17 protein-coding genes are annotated in these 24483 nt (G+C 67.9%); 10 read left to right on the forward strand and 7 right to left on the reverse strand.

Annotated features, from left to right (window positions below; all coding sequences use genetic code 11):
- Positions 1-366 precede the first annotated feature (366 nt).
- From JVH1_RS28285 to JVH1_RS28305, 5 genes are read left to right on the forward strand one after another with little or no spacing between them, the layout of a single operon-like run.
- Positions 367-1539 carry an aromatic ring-hydroxylating dioxygenase subunit alpha gene (locus JVH1_RS28285; RefSeq protein ID WP_009474503.1) on the forward strand — a complete coding sequence of 391 codons (1173 nt, stop codon included), beginning with the start codon at positions 367-369 and terminating at the stop codon, positions 1537-1539.
- Positions 1536-3188 carry a BCCT family transporter gene (locus tag JVH1_RS28290; RefSeq protein ID WP_043778636.1) on the forward strand — a complete coding sequence of 551 codons (1653 nt, stop codon included), beginning with the start codon at positions 1536-1538 and terminating at the stop codon, positions 3186-3188. The genes JVH1_RS28285 and JVH1_RS28290 overlap by 4 nt, the downstream gene beginning before the upstream one ends.
- Complete coding sequence (locus tag JVH1_RS28295; RefSeq protein WP_009474501.1) at positions 3185-4705, forward strand: aldehyde dehydrogenase family protein; 1521 nt, start codon at positions 3185-3187, stop codon at positions 4703-4705. The genes JVH1_RS28290 and JVH1_RS28295 overlap by 4 nt, the downstream gene beginning before the upstream one ends.
- Positions 4706-4762: 57 nt before the next feature.
- On the forward strand, positions 4763-6331 hold the full coding sequence (locus tag JVH1_RS28300) for an APC family permease (protein WP_009474500.1): 1569 nt from the start codon (positions 4763-4765) through the stop codon (positions 6329-6331).
- Positions 6328-7950, forward strand: a complete 1623-nt coding sequence (locus JVH1_RS28305; protein WP_009474499.1) for a GMC family oxidoreductase — start codon at positions 6328-6330, stop codon at positions 7948-7950. Before JVH1_RS28300 ends, JVH1_RS28305 begins: the two co-directional genes overlap by 4 nt.
- Here the strand turns inward: JVH1_RS28305 and JVH1_RS28310 are convergent.
- The gene (locus JVH1_RS28310; RefSeq protein ID WP_083849728.1) at positions 7853-9034 is read right to left on the reverse strand and encodes an alpha/beta hydrolase; all 1182 of its coding nucleotides are present in this window, start codon (positions 9032-9034) and stop codon (positions 7853-7855) included. The two genes, JVH1_RS28305 and JVH1_RS28310, sit on opposite strands and share 98 nt — an antisense overlap.
- Before the next feature lie 313 nt (positions 9035-9347).
- Here JVH1_RS28310 and JVH1_RS28315 point away from each other — a divergent pair, with 313 nt between their 5' ends.
- The gene (locus JVH1_RS28315; protein WP_009474498.1) at positions 9348-9866 is read left to right on the forward strand and encodes a hypothetical protein; all 519 of its coding nucleotides are present in this window, start codon (positions 9348-9350) and stop codon (positions 9864-9866) included.
- A 56-nt stretch (positions 9867-9922) separates the two neighbouring features.
- Here JVH1_RS28315 and JVH1_RS28320 read toward each other — a convergent pair whose 3' ends face one another.
- Positions 9923-10468: a dihydrofolate reductase family protein gene (locus JVH1_RS28320; RefSeq protein ID WP_043778630.1), complete on the reverse strand. Its 546-nt coding sequence runs from the start codon at positions 10466-10468 to the stop codon at positions 9923-9925.
- 137 nt (positions 10469-10605) lie between these two features.
- Between JVH1_RS28320 and JVH1_RS28325 the strand changes: the two genes are divergently transcribed.
- The 4 genes from JVH1_RS28325 to JVH1_RS28340 all read left to right on the forward strand — a co-directional run bounded on the left by JVH1_RS28325 (position 10606) and on the right by JVH1_RS28340 (position 14524).
- A complete protein-coding gene (locus JVH1_RS28325) occupies positions 10606-11445 on the forward strand; it encodes an NmrA/HSCARG family protein (protein ID WP_009474496.1) in 840 nt (279 codons plus the stop codon).
- A 145-nt stretch (positions 11446-11590) separates the two neighbouring features.
- A complete protein-coding gene (locus JVH1_RS28330; RefSeq protein ID WP_009474495.1) occupies positions 11591-12445 on the forward strand; it encodes a tryptophan 2,3-dioxygenase in 855 nt (284 codons plus the stop codon).
- Positions 12442-13677: a kynureninase gene (locus JVH1_RS28335; RefSeq protein ID WP_009474494.1), complete on the forward strand. Its 1236-nt coding sequence runs from the start codon at positions 12442-12444 to the stop codon at positions 13675-13677. Before JVH1_RS28330 ends, JVH1_RS28335 begins: the two co-directional genes overlap by 4 nt.
- On the forward strand, positions 13661-14524 hold the full coding sequence (locus tag JVH1_RS28340) for a PaaX family transcriptional regulator C-terminal domain-containing protein (RefSeq protein ID WP_009474493.1): 864 nt from the start codon (positions 13661-13663) through the stop codon (positions 14522-14524). Before JVH1_RS28335 ends, JVH1_RS28340 begins: the two co-directional genes overlap by 17 nt.
- A 4-nt stretch (positions 14525-14528) precedes the next feature.
- Here JVH1_RS28340 and JVH1_RS28345 read toward each other — a convergent pair whose 3' ends face one another.
- The 5 genes from JVH1_RS28345 to JVH1_RS28365 all read right to left on the reverse strand — a co-directional run bounded on the left by JVH1_RS28345 (position 14529) and on the right by JVH1_RS28365 (position 24467).
- Positions 14529-14978: a flavodoxin domain-containing protein gene (locus JVH1_RS28345; protein WP_009474492.1), complete on the reverse strand. Its 450-nt coding sequence runs from the start codon at positions 14976-14978 to the stop codon at positions 14529-14531.
- Positions 14979-15012: 34 nt separating this feature from the next.
- The gene (locus JVH1_RS28350) at positions 15013-16782 is read right to left on the reverse strand and encodes a sulfite reductase subunit alpha (RefSeq protein WP_009474491.1); all 1770 of its coding nucleotides are present in this window, start codon (positions 16780-16782) and stop codon (positions 15013-15015) included.
- Complete coding sequence (locus JVH1_RS28355; RefSeq protein WP_043778628.1) at positions 16779-22271, reverse strand: glutamate synthase-related protein; 5493 nt, start codon at positions 22269-22271, stop codon at positions 16779-16781. The genes JVH1_RS28350 and JVH1_RS28355 overlap by 4 nt, the downstream gene beginning before the upstream one ends.
- Before the next feature lie 376 nt (positions 22272-22647).
- Positions 22648-23043, reverse strand: a complete 396-nt coding sequence (locus JVH1_RS28360; protein WP_009474488.1) for a nitroreductase/quinone reductase family protein — start codon at positions 23041-23043, stop codon at positions 22648-22650.
- Positions 23044-23087: 44 nt separating this feature from the next.
- Positions 23088-24467: a dicarboxylate/amino acid:cation symporter gene (locus JVH1_RS28365; protein WP_009474487.1), complete on the reverse strand. Its 1380-nt coding sequence runs from the start codon at positions 24465-24467 to the stop codon at positions 23088-23090.
- Positions 24468-24483 lie beyond the last annotated feature (16 nt).

Below are 24483 nucleotides of genomic sequence, written 5' to 3' on the forward strand. Positions count from 1 at the left end.
CTCCCTCAAGGTGGGACGAACGGATAGTCCCGTTTGCCCGGGTTTCGGCCGTCCGCGGTTAACGCGGTGTTTCGGTCGTGTCGCGTCCGCGAAAGAAGTGTCGAATGTGATGTTTGACACGTCTGCTGGCGACGGTCTAAGTTGTGTAAATCGCATAGCGTTGCTGATGACGCAACAATGCTGTCGCCGCGATGACTCGGCGGGAACAGCTGTCCGCTGTTCGGACGGTCGCCGCGGATCGGGCACGCATGTCGTCACTCTCGGCAACGGCGCCCCTTGCGATCTGCGCCCCCAACGCACACAGACATCAGGTCACAGCTCGACCGACACGCATCTTTCCCGGCAACGAAAGAAACGGTGACATCTATGTCCGCTCCGGACGTTCAAGCCCCCGCCCCTGCCTCCGCGCCCGCACCGGCACTGATCCCCACCCTGGGTGGCCGGTACTACACCGACGCCGACATCTTCACGGACGAACAGGAGAATCTGTTCGAGGAAATGTGGTTCTGCGCCGTCCGCGCCGCCGATCTCGCCGACCCCGGAGCCTTCCGGAAGATCACGGTGGGCCGGGAGAGCGTGCTCCTCGTCCGCGGCCGCGACGGGGAACTGCGCGCCTTCCTCAACATCTGCCGGCACCGCGGCGCCATGCTGTGCACCGAAGACGAAGGGCAGATCCGCAGAAACCTGCAGTGCCCCTACCACGCGTGGACGTACGGACTCGACGGCAAACTGGTGGCCGCCCCCAACATGGCCACGCTGCGCGACGAGACCGGAGCCGACATCGACCGGGTGCGGTACGGGCTGGTACCGGTCGCGCTTCGCGAATGGCTCGGCTACGCATGGGTGTGCCTGGCCGACGAACCTCCGTCGTTCGAGGACGAGGTCGTCGGCGCCGTCACCGAACGACTCGGTGATCCGGCCGCCATCGACCGGTACCAGATCGGAACCCTCGAACTCGGCCGCCGGATCGTCTACGACGTCGCGGCCAACTGGAAGCTGATCATCGAGAACTTCATGGAGTGCTACCACTGCGCGACCATCCACCCCGAGCTCACCGAGGTACTTCCCGAGTTCGCGGACGGCCTTGCCGCACAGTACTTCGTGGGGCACGGTGCCGCCTTCGGTGACGACGTCGAGGGATTCACCATCGACGGAAGCGGCGGATTCGAGTCGTTGTCCGGCATCAGCGAAGACCAGGACCGCAAGTACTACGCCATCACGATCCGGCCGCAGGTCTTCGTCAACCTCGTGCCCGACCACGTCATCTTCCACCGCATGTACCCCGTGTCCGCGGATCGCACCATCGTCGAATGCGACTGGCTGTACTCGCCGGAGGTCACCGCTTCGGGTCGCGACGTCTCCCGTTCGGTGGAGCTTTTCCACCGGGTCAACCAGCAGGACTTCGACGCCTGCGAGCGGACCCAGCCCACGATGGCGTCGAAGGCGTACCGGAACGGGGGTGTGCTGGTGCCCGCGGAACACCACATCGGCGAATTCCACGAATGGCTACTCGAAAGGCTGAGCGGGGATCCCCGATGACCTACGCCGGCGAACAACCGAGGGTAACCGACCCTCCCCGGGTGAACGGTGTCGATCCGCAACCCCGACACCAGGCGCAGGGGCAGCAGCCGGCGGCACCGTCCGACGGCGAGGGGCGGCGGAGCGTCGACAAGGTGGTGTTCGGCACGGCCGCGGCGCTCGGTGTCGGACTCATTCTGTGGGGACTGCTGGCACCGGAGAACCTCTCGATCGTGTCGACCGCGGCGCTGGACTGGCTGGTGGCCGATCTCGGCTGGCTGTTCATCGCCGCGTCGTCGGCGTTCGTCGTCTTCTCGCTCTACCTCGCGTTCTCCCGGTACGGCCGGATTCCGCTCGGCCGCGACGGCGAGAAACCGGAGTTCCGGACGGTGAGCTGGATCGCGATGATGTTCAGCGCCGGCATGGGCATCGGATTGATGTTCTACGGCGTCGCCGAACCGCTCGCCCATCTGGTGAGCCCGCCGCCGGGAACGGACGGCTCCGTCGGGTCGGCGATGGCTACGACGATGTTCCACTGGGGTCTGCATCCGTGGGCGATCTACGCGGTCGTCGGGTTGTCGATTGCGTACGGCTCCTACCGGCGCGGCCGCAAGCAGCTGATCAGCGCCGCATTCTTCCCCCTCCTCGGTCGCCGCTCGGAAGGCGCCGTGGGGAAGGTCATCGACATCCTCGCGATCATCGCGACGATGTTCGGCACCGCCGCGTCGCTCGGACTCGGCGCACTGCAGATCGGTTCCGGTCTCGAGATCATCGGCTGGATGGGCCATGTCGGCACGTTCGCGCTCGTCGCCCTCGTCGGGCTGCTGACGTTCGCGTTCGTCGGTTCGGCGGTGTCAGGAGTGGCGCGGGGAATCCACTGGCTGTCCAACATCAACATGGTGCTGGCGGTGATTCTCGCGCTGTTCGTGTTCGTGCTCGGTCCGACCGTCCTCATCCTCAATCTGCTCCCCACCGCGATCGCGGACTACGCGGCGCAACTCGCCACCATGTCGGGGCGGACGGCCGCGAGTTCCGGCGACGACACGGCGTCCTGGCTGTCGTCGTGGACGATCTTCTACTGGGCGTGGTGGGTGTCATGGACTCCGTTCGTCGGAATGTTCCTCGCCCGGATCAGCCGGGGCCGCACCATCCGGCAGTTCGTGATCGGCGTGATCGTCATTCCCACCTCGGTCAGCCTCGTGTGGTTCGCGGTGTTCGGCGGCGCCGGCATCGGACAGCAGCAGGACGGAGTCGACCTGGCGGCGCGTTCGTCGACCGAAGGCCAGTTGTTCGGGATGCTCGACCATCTGCCGTTGACGGGGTTCGCCACCGTGCTGGTCATGGTGCTGGTCGCGATCTTCTTCGTGTCCGGCGCGGACGCCGCCTCCCTGGTGATGGGCACCCTGTCGCAGCGGGGTGCACGAGAACCGAGCACGTGGGTCGTCATCTTCTGGGGAACCCTCACCGGGGGCACGGCGGCACTCATCCTCTGGACCGGCGGCTCGGACGCCCTGCAGGGTCTGCAGACGATGACGATCATCGCGGCCGCGCCGTTCCTCCTGGTGATGATCGGATTGTGCTTCTCGCTGTACCGGGACGTCTCCCGTGATCCGCTCATCGTCGGTTCATCGAAAAAGTATGCACACGAGAGGGTTTCGGACACAGTATGAAGATGACGGCACTATCCGCGGATCAGGGCGTCCAGAGGTTGTTCGGGAAGGTGAATTTCATCGCGGGGGAGTGGGTGGCGGCGACGTCGGGGCGCACCCGCGACTGCATCGACCCGGCAACCGGGAACGTGATCGCCACGGTCGACGAGGCGTCGCCCGAAGACGCGGCGCGAGCCGTGCAGGCGGCCCGGTCGGCCTTCGACGCCGGGGACTGGCCGGAGACGGCGGTCGCCGCGCGGTCGTCGCTCCTGTCGCGTGTCGCGGATCTGCTCGAGCGCGACAAGGAGGAATTGGCGCGTATCGAGACGCTGGACACCGGTAAGACGTTGGTGGAGAGCCGAATCGACATCGACGACGTCGTCTCGGTATTCCGGTACTACGCCCGGCTGGCCCTCGTCTCCAGCGACCGGGTGGTCGACGTGGGTGACCCCGCCGTCGTCTCCCGGGTCGTTCGCGAACCGATCGGGGTGTGCGTCCTCATCGCGCCGTGGAACTACCCGCTGCTCCAGATTTCCTGGAAGGTGGCACCCGCACTGGCCGCCGGTTGCACGATGGTGCTCAAGCCCAGCGAAGTCACGCCACTGAGCACGATCGCGTTCGCCCGGCTGATCGAGGAGGCGGGCGTGCCCGCCGGTGTCGTCAACCTGGTGCAGGGGAGCGGCGCCGACCTCGGACCCGCGCTGACCGACACCGGTGACGTCGACTTCATCTCGTTCACCGGTGGACTCGCGACCGGCACCACCATTCTGCAGACGGCCGCGAAGCACGTCACGAAGGTCGCCGTGGAACTCGGCGGGAAGAACCCGCACATCGTGTTCGCGGACGCCGAGTGGGAGTCGTCGGTCGACCAGGTGCTCACCGGCGTCTTCCTGCATTCGGGGCAGGTGTGCTCGGCCGGGACGCGGTTGATCGTCGAGGAGTCGATCGCCGACGACTTCGTCGCCGCCCTCGTCTCGCGCGCCGAGGCCATCCGCGTCGGCCCCGGGCTCGATCCCGGCAGCGAGACCGGACCTCTCGTGTCGACGGCACAGCGCGACAAGATCGAAGCCTATGTGGCACTAGGCATCTCCGAAGGAGCGGCACTCCGGACGGGTGGTTCCCGGCCCGCCGATCCCGCGCTCGACGGCGGCAGCTACTACCTGCCCACCATCTTCGACCACTGCGACCGGTCCATGCGCATCGTGCAGGAGGAAACGTTCGGGCCCATTCTCACGGTCGAGAGGTTCACCACCGAGGAGGACGCGGTCCGGCTCGGCAACGACACCGAGTACGGCCTCGCCGCCGGAGTCCGGACGTCGGACGCCGCCCGCGGCGAACGGGTGGTGCGCCGCCTGCGCCACGGGACGGTGTGGCTCAACGACTTCGGGTACTACACCGCGGCGGCGGAATGGGGCGGATTCAAGAAGTCCGGCAACGGGCGCGAACTCGGACCCGCCGGGCTCTCCGAATACCAGGAAGTCAAACACATCTGGAACAACACGACCTCGCCTCTCGCGGGTTGGTTCACCGCGACCTGACGTGCTCCCGGCAGGGACGCGCGAGCAGGCCTACTCACCTTCTCAGGAAGTGATCGAATGACCAGTACCGACAATACGACCGGCGATCACGACAGTGGACTCGAGGAATTCGGCTACAAGGAGTCCCTCGATCGCAGTATCGGCAAGTTCGCGAGCTTCGCCGCGGGCGTCAGCTACATCTCCATCCTGACCGGCACTTTCCAGTTGTTCTACTTCGGATTCGGCACCGCAGGCCCCGCCTACCTGTGGTCGTGGCCGCTGGTGTTCGTCGGCCAGCTCGCCGTGGCGCTCTGCTTCATGGAGCTGGCCGCCAAATATCCGATCGCCGGCTCCGTGTACAACTGGGCGAAGACGCTCGGCAGCCGAATAGTGGGGTGGTCCGCGGGCTGGCTGATGCTCACCGCGTCGATCGTCACCCTGTCGGCCGTTGTGCTGGCGCTGCAGCTCAACCTGCCGCGGCTGTGGAGCGGCTTCCAGATCGTCGGTGACGGCACCGGAGAACACGACTTCGCCACCAACGCCGTCATTCTCGGGACGGTGATGATCGGCTTCACCACCGTCGTCAACGCGCTCGGCGTCCGTCTGATGGCGATGATCAACAGCGCCGGGGTGTTCATCGAGATCATCGCGGCGGTGCTGATCGCGATCATCCTCGCCGCCAACATGACCCGCGGCCCACAGGTGTTCTTCTCCACCCACGGATACGGCGCAGGCGAAAGCGGCGGATACCTCGGTGCGTTCCTGGTGGCGACGCTCGCGTCGGGTTACGTGATGTACGGCTTCGACACCGCGAGTTCACTGGGCGAGGAGACGGTGGAACCCCGACGGACGGCCCCCAAGGCGATCTTCCGCGCGATCCTCGCCTCGTTCGTGATCGGCGGCGCGATCCTCGTGTTCGCCGTCATGGCGGCACCCGACCTCGACGACCCGAAGATCGGCGCGTCGGACGGCAGCCTGCAGTACATCGTGGAGCAGGTGATGTGGGGTCCGCTGGGCACGATCTTCCTGGTGTGCATCGTGATCGCGGTGACGGTCTGCTCGCTGGCGGTGCACACCGCCGCGATCCGGCTGACCTTTGCCATGGCCCGCGACAACGCCCTCCCGTTCGGTGAGCGGCTCGCCCGCGTCCACCCGCGGACGCGGACACCCGTCGTGCCTGCGGTGACCATCGGGGTGGTGGCCGCGCTGATCCTGGTGGTCAACATCGGTCAGCCGCACATCTTCACCGTGCTGACGTCGATCGCGATCATCATGATCTACCTGGCCTACCTGATGGTCACCGGGCCGATGCTGAAGAAGCGGCTGCGGGGTGAGTGGCCGCCGCGGGACCTGAAGGAGGGCGGCTACTTCACGATGGGCAGATGGGGACTGCCCGTCAACCTCGTCGCACTCGTCTGGGGAATCGGGATGGCCCTCAACCTCGCGTGGCCGCGCGAGGCCGTGTACGGCGAACCTTGGTACAACACCTGGGGCGCCTTCGTCTACATCGGCGTCATCCTCGGGTTCGGCCTGTTGTGGTACCTCACCACCGGCCGGCACCACATCGGAACGTTGACGTCACACTGCGCGGCGGTGGTAACGCCCGCGCCGGAATCCGAACCGAACGACAAGGAGCTCGCCCGATGACCCACGGCGAATCGAAGAGCACTGCAGGGGAATTCGACTACGTGATCGCGGGCGGTGGCAGCGCGGGCTGCGCTCTCGCGGCACGTCTCAGCGAAGACCCGTCGGTGACGGTGTGCCTGCTCGAGGCGGGCCCGTCCGACGTCGGGGACCGGGCGATCCTCGAGCTGTCGCAGTGGATGCATCTGCTCGACTCCGGGTACGACTGGGACTATCCCGTCGAGCCGCAGGAGAAGGGCAACAGCTTCATGCGGCACGCCCGGGCCAAGGTCCTCGGTGGCTGCTCGTCCCACAACTCGTGTATCGCATTCTGGCCGCCTGCCGAGGCACTCGACGACTGGGAGGCGATGGGGGCGTCGGGTTGGGGTGCGCGCGACATCCTCCCGTACGTCAGCCGGCTGGAGAGCAACGACGCCCCCGGCGACGGGCACGGCCGCAGCGGGCCCGTGCGGCTGCGGGACGTCCCGCCGAACGACCCCTGCGGCCGAGCGGTTCTCGACGCCGCCGCCGCGGTAGGGCTGCCGACCGTCGCCTTCAACCGCGGCGGAACGGTGCTCAACGGGGCCGGATGGTTCCAGATCAACGCGTCCGAGGACGGCACCCGGATGTCGTCGTCGCGCGCCTACCTGCACCCGATCCTCGGGACCCGGCCCAACCTGGAGGTCCGGACCGGCTGCTGGGTGAGCGAGATCCTGTTCGACGAACAGCAGACGGCGACGGGCGTCCGGTACCAGCGTCCCGATCTCACCGGCTACGACACGGTGTCGGCGCGACGGGAGGTGGTGGTGACGGCCGGGGCCATCGACACACCGAAGCTCCTGATGCTGTCGGGTATCGGTCCGGCGGAGCACCTCGCGGAGTTCGGGATCCCCGTGCGCGTCGACTCGCCCGGTGTCGGATCGAACCTCGACGATCACGTCGAGGGCCTCGTGTTCTGGGAGGCGTCCCAGCCGATGGTCACCGAATCGACGCAGTGGTGGGAGATCGGATTGTTCGCGACCACCCGGGAGGGGCTGAACCATCCGGACCTGATGATGCACTACGGCAGCGTCCCGTTCGACATGAACACCCTGCGGTGGGGTTACCCGACCACCGACAACGGATTCTGCCTGACACCCAACGTCACTCAGGGCCGCTCCCGCGGGACGGTCCGGCTGCGGTCGCGGGACTTCCGTGACCGCGCGAAGGTCGACCCCCGATACTTCACCGACAGTGAGGGCCACGACGACCGGGTGATGCTGTCCGGGGTGAAGCTGGCCCGCACGATCGCCGAGCAGAAGGCGCTACGCGGTTGGATTGCCCGCGAACTGGCGCCGGGACCCGACGCGGTGACGGACGCCGAGATCCTCGACTACATCCACAAGACCCACAACACGGTGTATCACCCCGCGGGCACGGCCCGCATGGGCGCCGTCGACGACCCGATGGCGGTGCTCGACCCGGAACTGCGGGTCAAGGGGGTTCGAGGACTGCGGGTGGTCGACGCGTCGGCGATGCCGAAACTGCCGCACGTCAACCCGAACATCACGGTGATGACGATGGCCGAGAGGTGCGCGGATCTGCTCCGCGGCCGGGCCGGGTCCGGGCTGCGGGCGGCGGAGTCGACGCTGTCCGAGGTCTGATCCGGGCGTCGATCGCCTCGGCGGTCCTTCGCCAGATCTCGCTCTCCGGATCGATGACGGTGAAATGATCGCCTGGCCCCTCGATCCGGACGACGTCGTCGGGTGTCGCCGCGGCGGCGTCGTGGTACTCCCTGCTCATCTCCAGCATGTCCGGCTCGTCGTCGACGGCGCACACCACCAGCTGGGCGGTGCCCAGCGGCAGTCGCTCGATCGGCGACGACCGTGCGTACGTCGCACGGTCGCCGGCCCGGTCGCCGCCGACGGCATCCGCCACCGCGCCCTCGCCGAGGTGGCGTTCGCCGGCGAGCCGCAGATTCAGCACCCCGGCGAGGCTGACGGCCAGCGCCGGACGAACCGCTGCGTCCTCGGCCGCGGCGTCGGCGGCGGCGCGGAGCGCGAGCTGAGCACCGGCCGAATGGCCGAGGATCACGACCCGCTCCGGGTCCGCTTCCGGCACCGTCGCGACGGCCTGCACGGCATCGTCGACATCGGATGCCATTGCAGCCCAACGGTTCTCCGCGCCGCGCCGGTACTCGACATTCCAGGTGACGTACCCGCGGGCCGTCAGGTCGACTGCCAGCGCGTCCATCAGGTCGGACTCCCAACGCGGACGCCAGAATCCGCCGTGGATCAGCACGACGACGGGGAAGGGGCCGTCGCCGCCCGGAATCCGCAGTTCCACTCGCTGATCGGGGTGGTCGCCGTAGCGGACGATCCGTGCGGGGTGGAAGCGGTGGTGATACCAGCTGTCGACGGCGTAGCGGAGTCCGTCGAGTCCGCGCCCCCGAATGTGGACCCGGGTGCCCGGCGAGCGGTCGGCCTCGCATTCCCCGAGATCGACGCGGATCGCCCCGCCGGCCGGGGCGGTGAAGGAGGCCCCGGCACCGGGCACGGCGATGAACTCGCCTCGCCCCGCCGCCGACCGCACGGCCCGCTCCAGCCCGGTGGTGTCCGCGGCGAACGTCAACTCACCGGTCAGGCCGCGCGCATCCAGCGCCCGGCCCACGAGTTCCTCGGCGGTTCCGCGGTGCGCCACCACGCCAGGGGCGAAGACGATGTCGACTCTCGGCGGTGGTTCGCTCACCCGGTCACCGTACGTACCCGTGACGACATCTGGCCAGGACACGCGAGATCCGTGCGCCAACCGCCGATTGGCAGCGGTGGTGCTGGTGCAATGTAATTCGGGTCTCGTTACGGTTGTGGGGCCCTCCCCCGGATGTGCTCGAAGGCGCCGTGAGATGCGCTGAGTGTCCCCGGGTGCGCCGAGGGTGTGCGGGGAAGCCTGGCTGTTCGTGTCGTGGGTGAAGTAGCTGTGTGCGTGGTCGCCCATCACATGCGCGCTGAGTCGGTGCGCACGGGTGGCGAAGCCGCATAATTGAGGGTGCGAGGTGAGACCGGTGCGGCAGACACCCTGGTTGGCGACGACGGTATTCGTCGGGTCGGTTGCTGTCCTGCTCACAGTCCACACCGGCGGCGGTGCGTCGAGCGAACCCGGCAGGGAAGCGACGCGCATGCTCGATCCCGGCGGGCCGGTCCTCGTCCTCACTCCGCCGCGCGGGCAGCCGGGCGACCGCGTCCAATATCACGCGACGAGTCTTCCTACCTGTGGCGGGCCGTGGGCGGTGGAGTTCGGCGATCGTGTCCTGGGCGAGACCCGTCAGGTCGGCAGCGTCGCCGACTTCCGCGCGGCGGTGCCGAACCGCGGCAGTCGCGGTTTCCAGGTGGCCGGTCTGCGGTGCCTGCCGACCCCGTCCATGGTGGTGCAGACGACTTTCGAGGTGCTCCCGGTGACACGCTCGCCGGAGCCGACCACTACCTGGATGCTGCCCCCACCACCAGAGCTACCGACGCGGACGAAGAGCCCCACACCGACGACCACCACGACGATCACAGCTCCTGCTGACGCGGAGCGGTAGCGGCGGGATCGACTGCTGGGAAACCGTCGTCCGCCGAGGGCCCTGGGTGGACGTCCTCAGACGGTGTAGTGCAGCAGAGAGACGCCGTTCTGGAAGCCGCGGGCCTCCACCAGCTGCAGCCTCGGCATCTCGTACCCGTCGGGGAACAGCCTTCGTCCCCGACCTTGGACGACGGGGTACACGAACAGCCGGTACTCGTCGACCAGGCCGGACTCGATCAGGGCATGGGTCAGCTTGATGCTGCCCGTGACCACGATGTCGCGGCCCTCCTGCCCCTTCAAGGCCTGTACCCGGCCGATCCAGTCGCTCGTGAGCACGGTCGAGTTCCGCCACTGGGGGTCGGCCATGGTCGACGAGACGACGTACTTCTGAATCTGGTTCAGCTCGTCGGTAATCCCCGTCCGGTCGTCGGTCTGTCGGGGCCAATAGCCGCGGAAGTCCTCGAACGTCTGCCGACCCAGCAACATCGCATCCGCGCGCTCGGACTGCCGGCGGGTCGCATCCAGCAGCTGTGGATCCTGGTCCGCGGGGTCGAACCAGTCGCCGAGCATCTCGATGGAGCCGTCGAGGGTGATGTTCTGGGTGATCGCGAGTGTTCTCATACCAAATACTGACACCGTGACGGCCGAGAAATCATCGGCAGCACCTGCACACCTGACGACGGCGAACAGGGGGCACACGTCACGGTGAGCGGACGGAGCCTGCGAGTACGCTGGCGCGGTCGAGAAGGAGAGGTGTTGTGCCCATGGGTGAGCCGTATGCAGTCGTCGGAGCGACGGGTGGTCAAGGAGGCGCCGTCGTCGACGCGCTGCTCGAACGGGGGCGTGAGGTCCGCGCGCTTGTCCGTCGAAGCTCTTCTCGCTCAGATGCATTGCGCCTACGAGGCGTCGAGATTGCCGTGGCCGATATTACCGATCGGGCGGCGATCGCGTCTGCTGTCGATGGGTGTGCGGGCGTGTTCGCCATGACGACGCCGTTCGAGGACGGCCCGGAGGCGGAGATCGCTCAGGGTGCCGCGCTCGTCGGCGCGTTCAGTGATTCCGGTGTTCCACACGTGGTGTTTTCTTCGGTGGCCGACGCGGACAAGAGCACCGGGGTCCCACATTTCGACACGAAGGCTGCGACCGAGTCGTTGTTGCGAGAATCCTCGGTCTCGTACACGATCGTCGGGCCGACCTACTTCTATGACAACCTGCTCGGTGGACTCGACGGCATCCGCCATGGCCGACTCGATCTGCCTCTGCCAGTCGATACCCCGCTGCAGCAGTTGTCGCGGCGAGACCTCGGTCGGTTCGTCGCCCTCGTGTTCGACGATCCGGACCGATTCTCCCGGACACGAATCGACCTGGCGTCGGATGATCCGACGCCACGTCGAATGGCCGAGGTGCTCGGTGAGGTAGTGGGCACGCCGGTACGTGCCCATTCGTCCGACGCGGATGCCATCGCGTCGCCGGACATGCGCGCTATGTTCCGCTTCCTCGCCGACACGGGGTACGACGCGAAGATCGGCGAACTGCGCCGGCTCTACCCCGAGGTGGGCTGGCAGAGCTTCGCCGACTGGGCAGCCGAGTTGGCGTGAGGTCTGCCGGGAGCGCCAGCGGTACCGATGGATCTACCGGTGTGGCACCCGGGGTGGCGCGTATTCGACAACTGTAGCGGTCGCCACGATTATGTAATATGGGGTTCGGGAGCCCGGTACTCGAACACCAGCAGTGAGGACGGTCATGGGCGTGCAGGCCAACACCAGAGCCATCGAGAAAGACATCGTCACCGACTTCAGCGAGCGGATGAGCTACGCCTCGTACCTCGACCTCGACACCCTGCTGAGCGCGCAGAAACCGGTGAGCCGCCCGGAGCATCACGACGAACTGCTGTTCATCATCCAGCACCAGACCACCGAACTCTGGCTGAAGCTCGTCCTGCACGAAACACTCGCGGCCCGAGCTGCTTTCGACGAGGACGACATCGGCAGGGCGCTCAAGTGCGTGGCGCGCGTCAAGCACATCCAGAAGACGCTGACCGAACAGTGGTCGGTCCTGGCAACGCTGACCCCCACCGAGTACTCGGAGTTCCGCCGGTTCCTCGGCAATTCGTCCGGGTTCCAGTCCTACCAGTATCGCGCCGTCGAGTTCGTGCTCGGCAACAAGAACGCCGGAATGCTTGCGGTGTTCGACGCCGATCCCGCCGCCCACGACCTGCTCGAACGGCTCCTCGCCGAGCCGAGCCTGTACGACGCGTTCTGGCAGTGCCTGTCGCGGCTGGGGTACGACGTGCCGGCCTCCGCGCTGGACCGCGACGTGACCGCCGCCTACACGCTGAACGAGGACCTGCTGCCTCTGATCAAGTTCGTCTACGAGAACCACGACGAACACTGGGCCGTCTACGAGGCCTTCGAGGAGTTCGTCGACCTCGAGGAGAACTTTCAGCTGTGGCGCTTCCGCCACATGCGCACGGTGCTGCGGACCATCGGCATGAAATCCGGAACGGGAGGGTCCAGCGGAGTGGGATTCCTGCAAAAGGCGCTGGACCTGACGTTCTTCCCGGAACTGCTGGCCGTGCGCACCGAGATCGGACGATGATGACCACCTCGACCGGTGTGCCGGCCGCCCGCGCCGCCGAACTCGACGCCGCGGACCCGCTGCGCCCGTACCGCGACCTGTTCATCGGCGCCGACGACCCCTCGGTGCCCGCCTACCTCGACGGCAACTCGCTCGGCCGGCCCACCAAGGCGAGCGCCGAGCGGATCAACGCCTTCGTCACCCAGTCGTGGGGCGGCCGCCTCATCCGCGGGTGGGACGAGGAGTGGTACGACCTGCCGATCACGATCGGCGACACCCTCGCGAGGGTGGCGCTCGGCGCGGCCGCCGGGCAGACCACCATCGGCGACTCGACGACGGTTCTGCTGTACAAACTCGCGCGAGGTGCGCTCGCGTTGCGGCCGGACCGCACCGAGATCGTCGTGGACCGCGACAACTTTCCGACGGACCGCTACGTGCTCGAGGCCGTGGCCGGAGAACTCGGGCTCACGCTCCGGTGGATCGAATCCGATACCCGGGGCGGCGTCACCGTCGACGACCTGACGTCCGTGGTCTCCGAGCGCACCGCGCTCGTCGTGCTCAGTCACGTCGCCTACCGCTCGGGCTACCTGGTCGACGCCGCCGGCGCCGCGCGCGTGACACACGACGCCGGTGCGCTCCTGCTGCTCGACCTGTGTCACTCCGTCGGCTCGGTTCCCCTCGAACTCGACACGTGGGGTGTCGATCTGGCGGTCGGGTGCACGTACAAGTATCTGAACGGCGGTCCGGGCTCACCGGCGTTCGCCTACGTTCACGCCGACCATCAGCAGGACTTCGTACAGCCGATCTGGGGCTGGATGGGCCGCGACAACCCGTTCGCGATGGAGCAGGGCTACCGACCGGCGCCCGGCATCCGGCGGGTGATCAGCGGAACGCCGTCGGTCCTCGGCATGATCGCGCTGCAGGACACCCTCGCACTCCTCGACGAGGTCGGCATGGACGCCGTGCGCGCCAAGTCGATCGCGCTCACCGAGTACGCACTCGACCTCGTGCGCGAGGTGCTGATTCCCTTAGGCGTGGAGATCGGGTCGCCGGAGGACTCCGCCGAGCGGGGTGGTCACGTCATCATCGACCACCCGCGGTTCCAGACCGTCGTCGAGCGACTGTGGACGAAGGGCGTCATCCCGGACTTCCGGGCCCCGCAGGGGCTGCGGCTCGGCCTGAGCCCGCTGAGTACCAGCTTCGGTGAGGTGTTCGCCGGGATACTCGCGATCCGTGATGAACTCACCGACTGAACCGGCGAGCGCCGTCCTCGACGACTTCGATTCGCGGCCCGGCAGCGCGACGTCCCTGATCCGCACCGTCCTCGGCGCGTACGTGCGCGACCTCGGCGGGTGGGTGGCGATCGCCGACTTCGTGGAATTGATGCAGGCCGTCGGTATCCCCTCCGAATCGACGCGCATCGCAGTGGCCCGCCTGAAGAAGAAGGGGGTGCTGCGGCCGCTGACCCGCGACGGGCGGAGCGGGTACGAGGTGACCGAGCAGGCCGAGGCGATGTTCAGACGCGGCGATCCGCGGATCTTCGGCTTCCGTCAGATGTCGGACACCGATCCCTGGCGGCTGATCTCGTTCACCATCCCCGAATCGCAACGGGCGGTGCGGCACCAGTTGCGCAGGCGACTCGGCTGGATCGGCTGCGGAACCGTGTCGCCCGGCCTGTGGATCGCCCCCGAGTACCTCGCCCGCGAGGTCGACGACATCGTCGACGCGCTGGGCCTGTCAGAGTACGTGACCACCTTCGTGTCCACATCGGTGTTCGTCCCCGATTCGATGGGGGACGCGGCGACGCGGTGGTGGGATCTGGACGGCATCGCCGCGCGGCACCGCGACTTCCTGGACCGCCACCGGGTCGCTCTGTCTGCGGCAGAGGAGGTGTCGCCGCGCGAAGCGTTCGTCCGGTTCGCCCCGCTGCTCGACGAATGGCGCATCATCCCCTACATCGACCCGGGCCTGCCCGCGGGCATGCTGCCCGAGGACTGGCCCGGCGCCGACAGCGTCCGCCTGTTCGCGTCGGCACGGGACCGCTACCTCGACGGGAGCCGCGACTGGGTGCGGAGCGTGCAGTCGCGGCTCCCGGTGTGAGGTGCTATCCGAGGAATTCCTCGCCGATGTTCTTGGCCCACTCCTCGGCCTGATCCTTCGGGCGGATCGAGCTGGACCCGTCGTGCCTGCCGTGTTCGCCCACCTGGACCGCGCCGAGGGAGACGAGCTTCTCCGCGATGATCTCGCCGCCGCGGTTGTAGGTCTCCTCGTACACCTTGTCGCCGAGGCCGAACAGCGCGAACTGCAAACCGGTGAGATCGGGTTCGTCTTCCTCGAGACCCTCGAAGAAGGGTTCCGCGCCGGTGGGCAGTTCGCCGTCACCGTAGGTGGAGCACACGATGACGTGGAAATTCTCGGGGTCGAGATCGCCCGCGTCGAACTCCATCATGTCGTACAGGGACGTGTCGCCGTAGTCGCCGAGCACGTCGGCGATGTTGTCGGCCACCAGTTCGGAGGTCCCGCCCTCGCTGCCGTACAGAATCACCACTGCCATTGTTCTTGCTCCTCGTGGGTTGCTGCCGACGTGGTCAGTACACGTCGCGCAGGTAGCGCTTTTCCTTCTTGAGCTTGGTCACGTAGTCGGCGGCCTGCTCGGTGGAAAGGGTGCCATGGGTGGCGATGACCTCGTGCAGGGCCCGGTCGACGTCCTTCGCCATCCGGGTGGCGTCGCCACAGACGTAGAAGTGGCCGCCGTCCTCGAGCCAGGCGAACAACTCCGCGCCGTTCTCGACCATCCGGTTCTGCACGTAGATCTTCTCCGCCTGGTCGCGGGAGAAGGCGAGGTCGAGTCGGGTGAGGAGACCGCTGTCGCTCATCGCGCCGATCTCGTCCTCGTAGATGTAGTCCGACGCGCGGTGCTGGTCGCCGAAGAACAGCCAGTTGCGTCCCGACGCGCCCCGCGCCTGCCGTTCCTGCAGGAACGCGCGGAACGGCGCGATGCCGGTGCCGGGGCCGACCATGATCATCGGTGCGTCGTCGTTCGCGGGGACGCGGAACGACTTGTTCTTCGACACGAAGATTCCGCCGCTGCCGCCCTCGGCGATCCGATCGGCGAGGAACGTGGAGCACACGCCGCCGCGGTCGCGTCCGGCCGAGCTGTGGCGGACGCTGGCGACGGTCAGGTGCACGCTGCCGGGGTTGGCGAGCGGGCTGGACGAGATGGAATACGCCCTGTGCTGCAACGGCTTCAGCAGCCCGACGAACTCGTCCGCGGTCAGGGTCACCGACGGTTCGAGGAGCAGCAGGTCGAGCACGTCCTTGCCCCACAACCAGGCGTCGAGGGCTTCCTTGTCGCCGTGCCGCAGCACGTGGCTCAGTTCTTCGTCGCCCGCCCGCTTCTCGATCTCGTCGATGAATTCGTGGCTCGGCGTGGAGATCTCGTACCCGTGCAGCAGGAGGTCGCTGAACGGCCGCTCCTTCCCGGTGACGGCGGCGTCCGCCGGGATGCCCAGCCGGGACACCAGAGCGTCGACGAGCGCGGGATCGTTGATCGGCATCACACCGAGCGCGTCACCGGCCTCGTACTCGAGACCGCTGTCGGCGAGCGCGAACTCGTAGTGCCGGATCTCCTTCGCGGACGTGTCGCTCGACAGCCGCCGGTTCACGGAGAGCGTGGAACTGTAGGGGTTCTTGCGGTTCCACAGCGACCGCTTCCGGGCCGGCTTCGTCTCGGGCTCGGCGACATCGGCGACGGGGGACTCGCCGCGAATGCCCTCGACGGCCGCGAACAGGGGGAGGGTGTCGGCGACCCACGCGGCGGCAGTGTCCTCGTAGTCGACGTCGCAGTCGACGCGCGGAGTGACGCGGCGGGCACCGAGCTGCTCGAGCCTGGTGTCGATCATCTTGCCGGCCTGGCAGTACCCGTCGTAGCCGGTGTCGCCGAGCGCGAGGACGGCGAAGTCGGTGTTCTCCAGTCGCGGCGCGGTCTCCGCGGCCAGCGCCTGCCAGAACAGTTCGGCGTTGTCGGGCATCTCACCCTCACCGTAGGTGGAGGTGACGACCAGGACGCGTTGCATGGCGGCGAGGGCGTCCGTGTCGACGTCGTCGAGCGCGCTCACGACCGGCGCGAAGCCCTGCGAACGGGCCGCGGCCGCAGCGTCTTCCGCGACACCCTCGGCGTTCCCGGTCTGGCTGCCGTACAGCACGTGCATGGCGGGCAACTGCCCACCGGCCGCCGCGGCGGGCGCGTCGGAGCCGCCGACGACGAGGCGCGAGCTCATGCCGGCGAGGAAGCCGGTGAGCCACACGCGCTGGTCCTCGCTGAACGGGGCGTCCTGGGGGATGTAGGGCATCTTCATGAGGGGACCACGTCTCTCGTGGGGATGAGATCGGGGAGAGCGTGCTGCGCGAACAACTCCTCGAAACCGGGCAGCCGGCCGATCTTGTCGACGTTCTTGGCGTCCTGGTGCAGGATCCAGCCGTACGTGCCGGGGGCGTCGATGGACCGGACGTTGCGGCGGCGCAGCGCATCCTTGTAGTCGGCGAGACGCTTGGCCGCCACCATCACGGCCAGGTCCTCGTCGCTGTAGTCCTTCAACGCTTCCCGCGCGTACCGCTGCAACCGCTGCGTGAGGAAGAAGTCCTCGGTGAGCAGCAGGTTGCGGACGGCCTTGTCGACCGCCGGATCGGACGGATCCGCGACACCCGGCAGCTTGGACAGCGCCATCTCCTGCGCCGCGTTCAGCACGGTGTAGTTGTTCAGCAGCGCGAACATGGCTTCGGTGTCGGCCTCGCCGTAGCCGGGCACGGCGCCGTCCAGCACCGCGTGACCGTCCCGGTAGTCCAGCTTGAACTTGCGCACCTGGTGCGCGACCAGTGCGGCGGCGAGTTCGTCGGCGAGCTCCTTGCGGGGCTTGGCCTTCAGGATCTCGTCGCTGTCCTGGTACTGCAGCAGTGCGCGCGGCATGCCGTACACGAAGTGGTGCTGTTCGGTCTCCCAGTTCTCGAGCAACCAGGCCGCCTTGGCGGAGCCGGTGGCCTCGAGGTGCCACCCGAGGAGCACGTGCACCGCCTGACGGTGCAGCGCCGCGTGCTCGTCGTCGCCGGTGATGGAACCGAGCAGGATCGAGTCCGCGCTGGCCTTGCCGGGCAGCTTGCCCTCGGGGTCGTACTGGTAGACGAAGCCACCGCTCATCCCGTTGCCGACGCCCTTGCCGAAGCTGCCGAGGTTGAGGACGGCGCCGTTGGTCATGTACTCGCAGGCGAAGTCGCCGACACCCTCGACCACCGCGGTGGCACCCGAATTGCGCACGGCGAACCGGTCGCCCGCCTGACCCTCCACGAACGTGCGTCCACCGGTGGCGCCGAACAGTGCGAAGTTGCCGATCAGCACGTTGCCGCCGTGCCGGTCGGAGCCGCCACCGGGCGAGCGCACGACGATGCTGCCGCCGTTGGCGCCCTTGCCGACGCCGTCGTTGGCGGTGCCGGTGTGGACGAGGGTCATGCCGTCGTTGCAGAACGCACCGTACGACAGGCCCGCGGACCCGGACGTGGCGATCCGGACGCTGCCGTCGCGCAGGTAGCCGCGGCCGCGCTCGTCGCGGAGCACCGCGGGCAGTTCGACATCGGTGAGCTCGTGGTTCAGCATCCGCTCGATGTCGACCGCCAGCTGGGCGCCGACGCTCTTGTTGCGGTTGCTCAGGTGCACCCCGTCGCCGAGCTCGACCATGGCCTTACCCTGCTCGACCAGCGCGGCGCGCAGCTGCACGAGCCAGCCGTCGTCGAGGGTGTAGTCCTTCTCCAGGTACACCGGATCGCCGATCGACACTTCCTCGACCACGGCGAGCATCGCACGCAGGTCGAGCTGGCCGACGCTCGACGGGTGGTCGAGGAGCTGCAGCAGATCGGAGCGGCCCCGGGCCTCGCGCAGCGAGGACATCCCCAGCTCGGCCAGCACCTCGCGGGTCTCGTGCGCGATGTTCAGCAGGTACTGCGCCATCGCCCGCGGATCACCGTCGAACAGTTCGGGGTTGGTGGTCAGACCGGCGGGGCACTTGATGTTGCAGTTCTTGGCCATGACGCACTTGAGCATCATCAGCGCGGTGGTACCGAACTCGAAGCTGTCGGCGCCGAGCAGCGCCGACTTCACGACGTCGCTCGCCGTCTGGTGCGCCCCGGAGCACCGGAGCAGCACCTTCTGCCGCAACCCGTTGGCGCACAACGCCTGATGGACCTCGGCGACACCGATCTCCGCCGAACGTCCGGCGTACTTGAGGCTGGTCACCGCGGCGGCACCGGTACCGCCGGTGTTGCCCGCGACATTGATGACGTCGGCGCCGGCCTTCGCGACACCCACCGCGATGGTGCCGATGCCCTCCGAGGACACGAGCTTGACGATGACGCGGACCCGCGCCGCCTTGCAGTCGTGGATCAGCTGCGCGAGGTCCTCGATGGAGTACGTGTCGTGATGCGGTGGGGGAGAGACGAGTTCGACGCCGGGAGTGCCGCCGCGCGCTGCCGCGATCTCGACGGTCACCTTGGGTGCGGGCAGCTGCCCGCCCTCGCCGGGCTTGGCGCCCTGCGCGATCTTGATCTCGAGTTCCTCGAGCATCGGGTCGGCCAGGTAGCCCGCCCACACACCGAAGCGGCCGGACGCGAACTGTTTGATCCGGGAACCGCGGATGGTGCCGTAGCGCGAGATGTGCTCACCGCCCTCACCGCTGTTCGACATACCGCCGACCATGTTGGTGCCGTGCGCGACGGCCTCGTGCGCGTTGGAGTTCAACGCACCGTGGCTCATGGCGCCGGACGTGAGGAACGGGGTGATCTCGCTGGCCTTCTGCACCTGACCGATCGGCACGCTCGCCGGAGCGGTGCGCAGTAGCGACAGACATCGCAGCGCCTCACCGGACGTGCGCACCACAAGGGCGTCGCCGTCCACGCTGTGCTCGAGGAGGTCGTCGCCGAACCGCATGACCAGCGATTCGCCGAGCGCCGCGAGCACACGGGACTCGCCCGCGTGGGGGCCGGTGAGCCGCAGCCGGAACCGGTCCTCGCCGATGGCCTCGGATTCGAGCCCGCGCACCGCGAAGCTGTTGTTGCCCTTGCGGGAGAAGCGGCCCATCTGCTTGCGGAACTCGGCTGCCGTGGTGAGGAACGTGACGTCGGCAGGCAGATCCAGCACGTCGCGCAGCGCTGCCGGACGACGGGTGCGCTCCTCGGCCATCGTCCGCGCGAAGGCGCGGTAGCCGGGGGTGATCTCGAAGCGGTCGACCGCCTCGGGTGTCAGCTTCTGGAAGCCGGCGTTGCGGTAGGCGTCGTCGTCGAGACCGAACGCGTCCTCGAGCCGGTTCAGCGGCAGCAGTCGCAGCGATTCCGTGTGGTCCTGCGTGCCCGCCGTGTCGAACGAGATGGGCTCCTCGGTGAGGTCGACGAAGCCGCGCACGGCCGCCGTGCCGTACGAGTGACCGGCGCCCTCCGCGCGCTCCTTGAACAGGCCGAGCAGCGGGACGTCCTTCTCCCCGGTGACCGTCAGGGCGCGCTGGTGCCAGTCGGCGACGGCCTGCGCGATGACGGCGAACCCGACACCACCCACCGGCGTCTTCACGTTCGCGAAGTAGCGGCGCAGCACCCGGTCGTCGGTGTCGAGGTAGTTGGGTTCGAAGAACTCGCCGCCGATGTAGCTTTCGGCGGTGCACAGGCCGACCCGGCCCATCGTCTTCATCAGCGACTTCTCGGCGGCCTTCGCGAACCGCTTGAACGCCACATCCGCCTCGTCGGCGAACTTCTCCTCGGCGCGCAGACGGACGGCGAGCGGGTAGATCGCGGCGGCGCCGAAACCGAGGGCCGCGGCCACGTGGTGCGACGACGAGATCTGACCGCTCTCGGCGACGACGGACACCCGCAGGCGCAGGCCCTCCTCGATCAGCCGCTGGTTGACAGCGGAGATCGCCACGATCATCGGCAGCGCGGCGCGGTCGGTGGCCACGTGACGGTCGGTGACGATCGCGATGCCGCCCTGCTCGCGGGCGAACGCCTCCACCTCGTCGCAGAGCCCGTCGACCGCGGCCTCGAGCGCAGCCGCGTTGGCGGCGGAGTCACCGTGGACGGGGGTGTACAGCATCGGGAAACGCTGCACCGGGGTCTCGGACTGCTTGCGGATCCGCAGCATGTCCATGTGGGTGAGGATCGGCGACGGCACCACGATCTGCGGCGCAGACTGCGCCCCGCTGTTCGGCTTGGCGCCCAGCGCGACACGCAGCGTCATGCCGTCGGCCTCACGGATGCTGTCGAGCGAAGGGTTCGTGACCTGGGCGAAACGCTGCGAGAAGTACTTGGCCACCCCGCCTTCCTGATCGGAGAGCGCGTTGATGGCGTTGCCGTAGCCCATCGCGGAGATCTTCTCCTGACCCGACGCGAGCATCGGGTCCATCATGAATTTGAAGCTTTCCTGGTTGTGCGAGTACGCGACGTAGCGCTGGGTGCGCTCGAGGTCGCCGTTGTACCGCAGCGGTCCCGGCTCGGCCTCGACCTCGGGCAGCGCCTCGATGGTCCGGCGGGCCTCCGCGACGAGCGTCGGGTAGTCGTTCCGGGAGGCGAGCAGCTCGAGTGCCTCGTCGGTGGAGTACGAGCGGCCCTCGCGGTGGTCGAAGTACAGCATGCCGCCGGCCTCGATGCGTCCGCGGTGCAGGACGGTCTCGGGGTCGAAGTCGATCTGCCCGGCCTCGGACGTGACGCACAGGTACTCGTCCGTCTCCACCGAGCGCAGCGGACGCAGTCCGAGCCGGTCGAGCCGGGCGCCGACGACGGTGCCGTCGCCGAAGATCAGCGCGGCCGGGCCGTCGTTCTTCTCCTCGTACAGCGAGAAGTACTCGAGCATCGCCCGGACCTCGGGCGACAGGGTGGAGTCGTTCTCCCACGCCGGCGGCATCATCGACACCACCGCGGTCACCAGGTCGAGACCGTCCTCCACCACCCGGCTCTGCAGCGTCTGGTCGAGGCGGCAACTGTCCGACTGGCCGTGCGGGCGGACGATCTCCCGGTTCCGGGCACGAGCGAGCGCCGTCTCGGACAGGCGATTCTTCTTGTCCGTGTTGAGCTCGCCGTTGTGCGCCATCAGACGGAACGGCTGCGCCATCGTCGGATGCGGGTCGGTGTTCGTCGAGAACCGGGTGTGGAAGTACAGGGTGTGGATGGCGTGCGCCGGGTCGACGAGGTCCTGGAAGTAGGGCATCACCTCGTTCGAATTGAGGCGGCCCTTGAGCACCTGGGTGCGGGCGCTCAGCGACAGCGGGTACAGCCCGGCCAGATCGGGCTGGGTGTACGCGACGGCCTCGATCGCGAGCAGGGCGTCGTGGATGCGACGGTCGAACTCGGTCTCGTCGGCGCACGCGTCGGGCGCGGTGAACACCCACTGCCGGATCGGCAGCTGGTGCCGGATCGCGGCGGGCCGGAGCACGGTCGCGTCGACGGGCACGTCACGCTCGAGCAGCACGTGGAAACCCTGGTCGGCGAGAGCCCGCTCGATGACGGCCTCCGCGTCGCCGTGGAATGCCACGTCGGTGGGGAGGAAGAAGTTGCCGACACCGAACCGGCCGGCCTCGAGATCGTCCTGACCGGTCAGGGTGCGGAAGAACGGCACCGACAGGTCGACGCAGACACCGGCGCCGTCGCCGACACCCTCCGCCGACATGCCACCACGGTGAGGAACAGCACACAGGGCCTCATGGCCCCTGATGAGGACGTCATGGGCCTGAATGCCGTCCTTGCGGGTGATGAAGCCCACGCCGCAGCTGCTCTTGTCGAGCGTCCTGTCGTACAGGCCGGACTCGGTGGCACTCGTGTTCAACCGACTGTCTCCTCGCGATACTCGCCGAATATGGGGCCGTGCTGGGCGCACGGGTGGCGTCGGCGAGAGGAACACGGCAGAGAACCGGCCCCGAACCGATACGCCGGTGAGGCAGACGTCGTTGTCTGAGGTGCGGACCTTTTCCAGGTCCGCGCGAAATCGCAGATTAGCCGAGGCTAAGTCCCTACTGCAAGCTGCTCGATCCGCAGCCGCCGAGCGGTACCAAATCCGCGACGAGCGTGCAGCCGAACGCCGAGTTGCGAACATCACACCTGGCCAGGACGCTGGGCCGCGCTCGTAGACGCACGGGCATTGGTCAGATGCCGACGCTATTGCGGGTGCGGGTGACCATTCGGTGGGCGTTTGCCCCCTGACCTCAGTCGGCGAGGTCGATGCGGACGGTCAGCAGGTCGGTGCCGACGGCCCGGACGGCGACGCTGTTCATCCGGGGAAGCTGCGCCAGCCGGGCGCGGGCGTCGTCATCGGGGAGCAGCGTCGCGGTGCCGGCGTGCCACCTGCCGTGGATCCGCAGCCGAACGGCATTGTTCGCGCGGATGTTGCGGATGTAGTTCGACCGCTCACCGAACTCGGACACCAGCCAGAACTCGGTGCCCGTGCGCCGGCCGCCGATGGGCGTGACGCGGGGCTGCCCGCTGACGCGGCCGGTGGTCTCGAGGAGCGTCTGGCTCGACAGTCGCGTGGAGAGCGGGTTGGCGACGTGCCGCTGGAATTGCATGACGATCCGTCGTTTGATCGCGTCGAGGTCGGCCATGACGAGAGCCTTCCACGTGGGGAAGGCTCTCGTCGACCGTTTCGCTACTTCGCGGCGACCGCGTCGTCGTCCTCGAACGGGTCGCCGGTCCGTTCGGCGTTGTAGCGGGCTTCGTCGAGGATGCCTTCGCGCTTCGCGACGATCGTCGGGACGAGAGCCTGCCCGGTGACGTTGACCGCGGTGCGGCCCATGTCGACGATCGGTTCGACCGCGAGCAGCAGGCCCACACCGGCGAGGGGCAGTCCCAGCGTCGACAACGTGAGCGTCAGCATGACGGTGGCGCCGGTGGTGCCCGCGGTGGCCGCGGATCCGATCACGGAGACGACGATGATCAGCAGGTAGTCGGTGAACGACAAAGGCACACCGTAGAACTCGGCGACGAAGATCGCGGCGATCGAGGGATAGATGGCAGCGCAGCCGTCCATCTTGGTGGTCGACCCGAGCGGCACGGCGAACGACGCGTACTCGCGGGGGACACCGAGATTGCGTTCGGTGACCCGCTCGGTGAGGGGCAGGGTACCGATCGACGAACGAGACACGAAGCCGAGCTGCGTGGCAGGCCAGACGCCGGAGTAGAAGGCGCGCACCGACAGTCCGTGCGCGCGGATCAGGACGGGGTAGACGACGAGGAACACGATGGCCAGGCCGATGTAGACGGCGGCGGTGAACCAGCCGAGCGAGCCGATGGCGTCCCAGCCGTAGGTGGCGACGGCGTTCGCGATCAGCGCGGCGGTCCCGATCGGTGCGAGGCGGATGATCCACCACAGCACCTTCTGCACGATCGCGAGGAGTGACGCGTTGAACTGCAGGAACGGTTCGGCCTTGGCCCCGACCTTCAGTGCGGCGATGCCGATCGCGGCCGCGACGACGAGCAACTGCAGCACGTTGAAACTCAGCGACGTGCTGGCGGCGCCCTCGGTGAGGGTGGTCTTCGCATTCAGGCCGAGGAAGTTGCTGGGCACGAGGCCGGTGACGAATGCCCACCACGAGCCGGTGGTGGCCGGTTCCTTGCCGGCGCCGGTGACGGTCGTGTGGGATCCCGGCTGGATGACGAGTCCGATGACGATCCCGATGACGACGGCGATGAACGCGGTGATCGCGAACCACAGCAGTGTCTGGACGGCGAGGCGCGCGGCGTTGGCCACCTCACGCAGGTTGGCGATCGAACTGACGATGGCCGTGAACACCAGCGGGATCACCGCGACGGTAAGGAGTTTCACGTAACTGGAGCCGATGGTGTGGACGGTTCCGACGAGCCAGTTCTCGTTGCCGTCGGCGGCGACGGGCATGGCGCGGGCGACGAGTCCGAGGATGACGCCGAGGACGAGACCGGTGACGATCTGGGGGCCGAAGGATGTGGCCCACTGGGGTAGACGGCGTCGAGAGGTGGTCTCGGCGCGCGTGGACAGCGCGGGACTGGGCATGGGTGTGCCTTTCGCA

The sequence above is a fragment of the Rhodococcus sp. JVH1 genome (assembly GCF_000280725.2).
Classification (GTDB): Bacteria; Actinomycetota; Actinomycetes; order Mycobacteriales; family Mycobacteriaceae; genus Rhodococcus_F; species Rhodococcus_F jostii_A.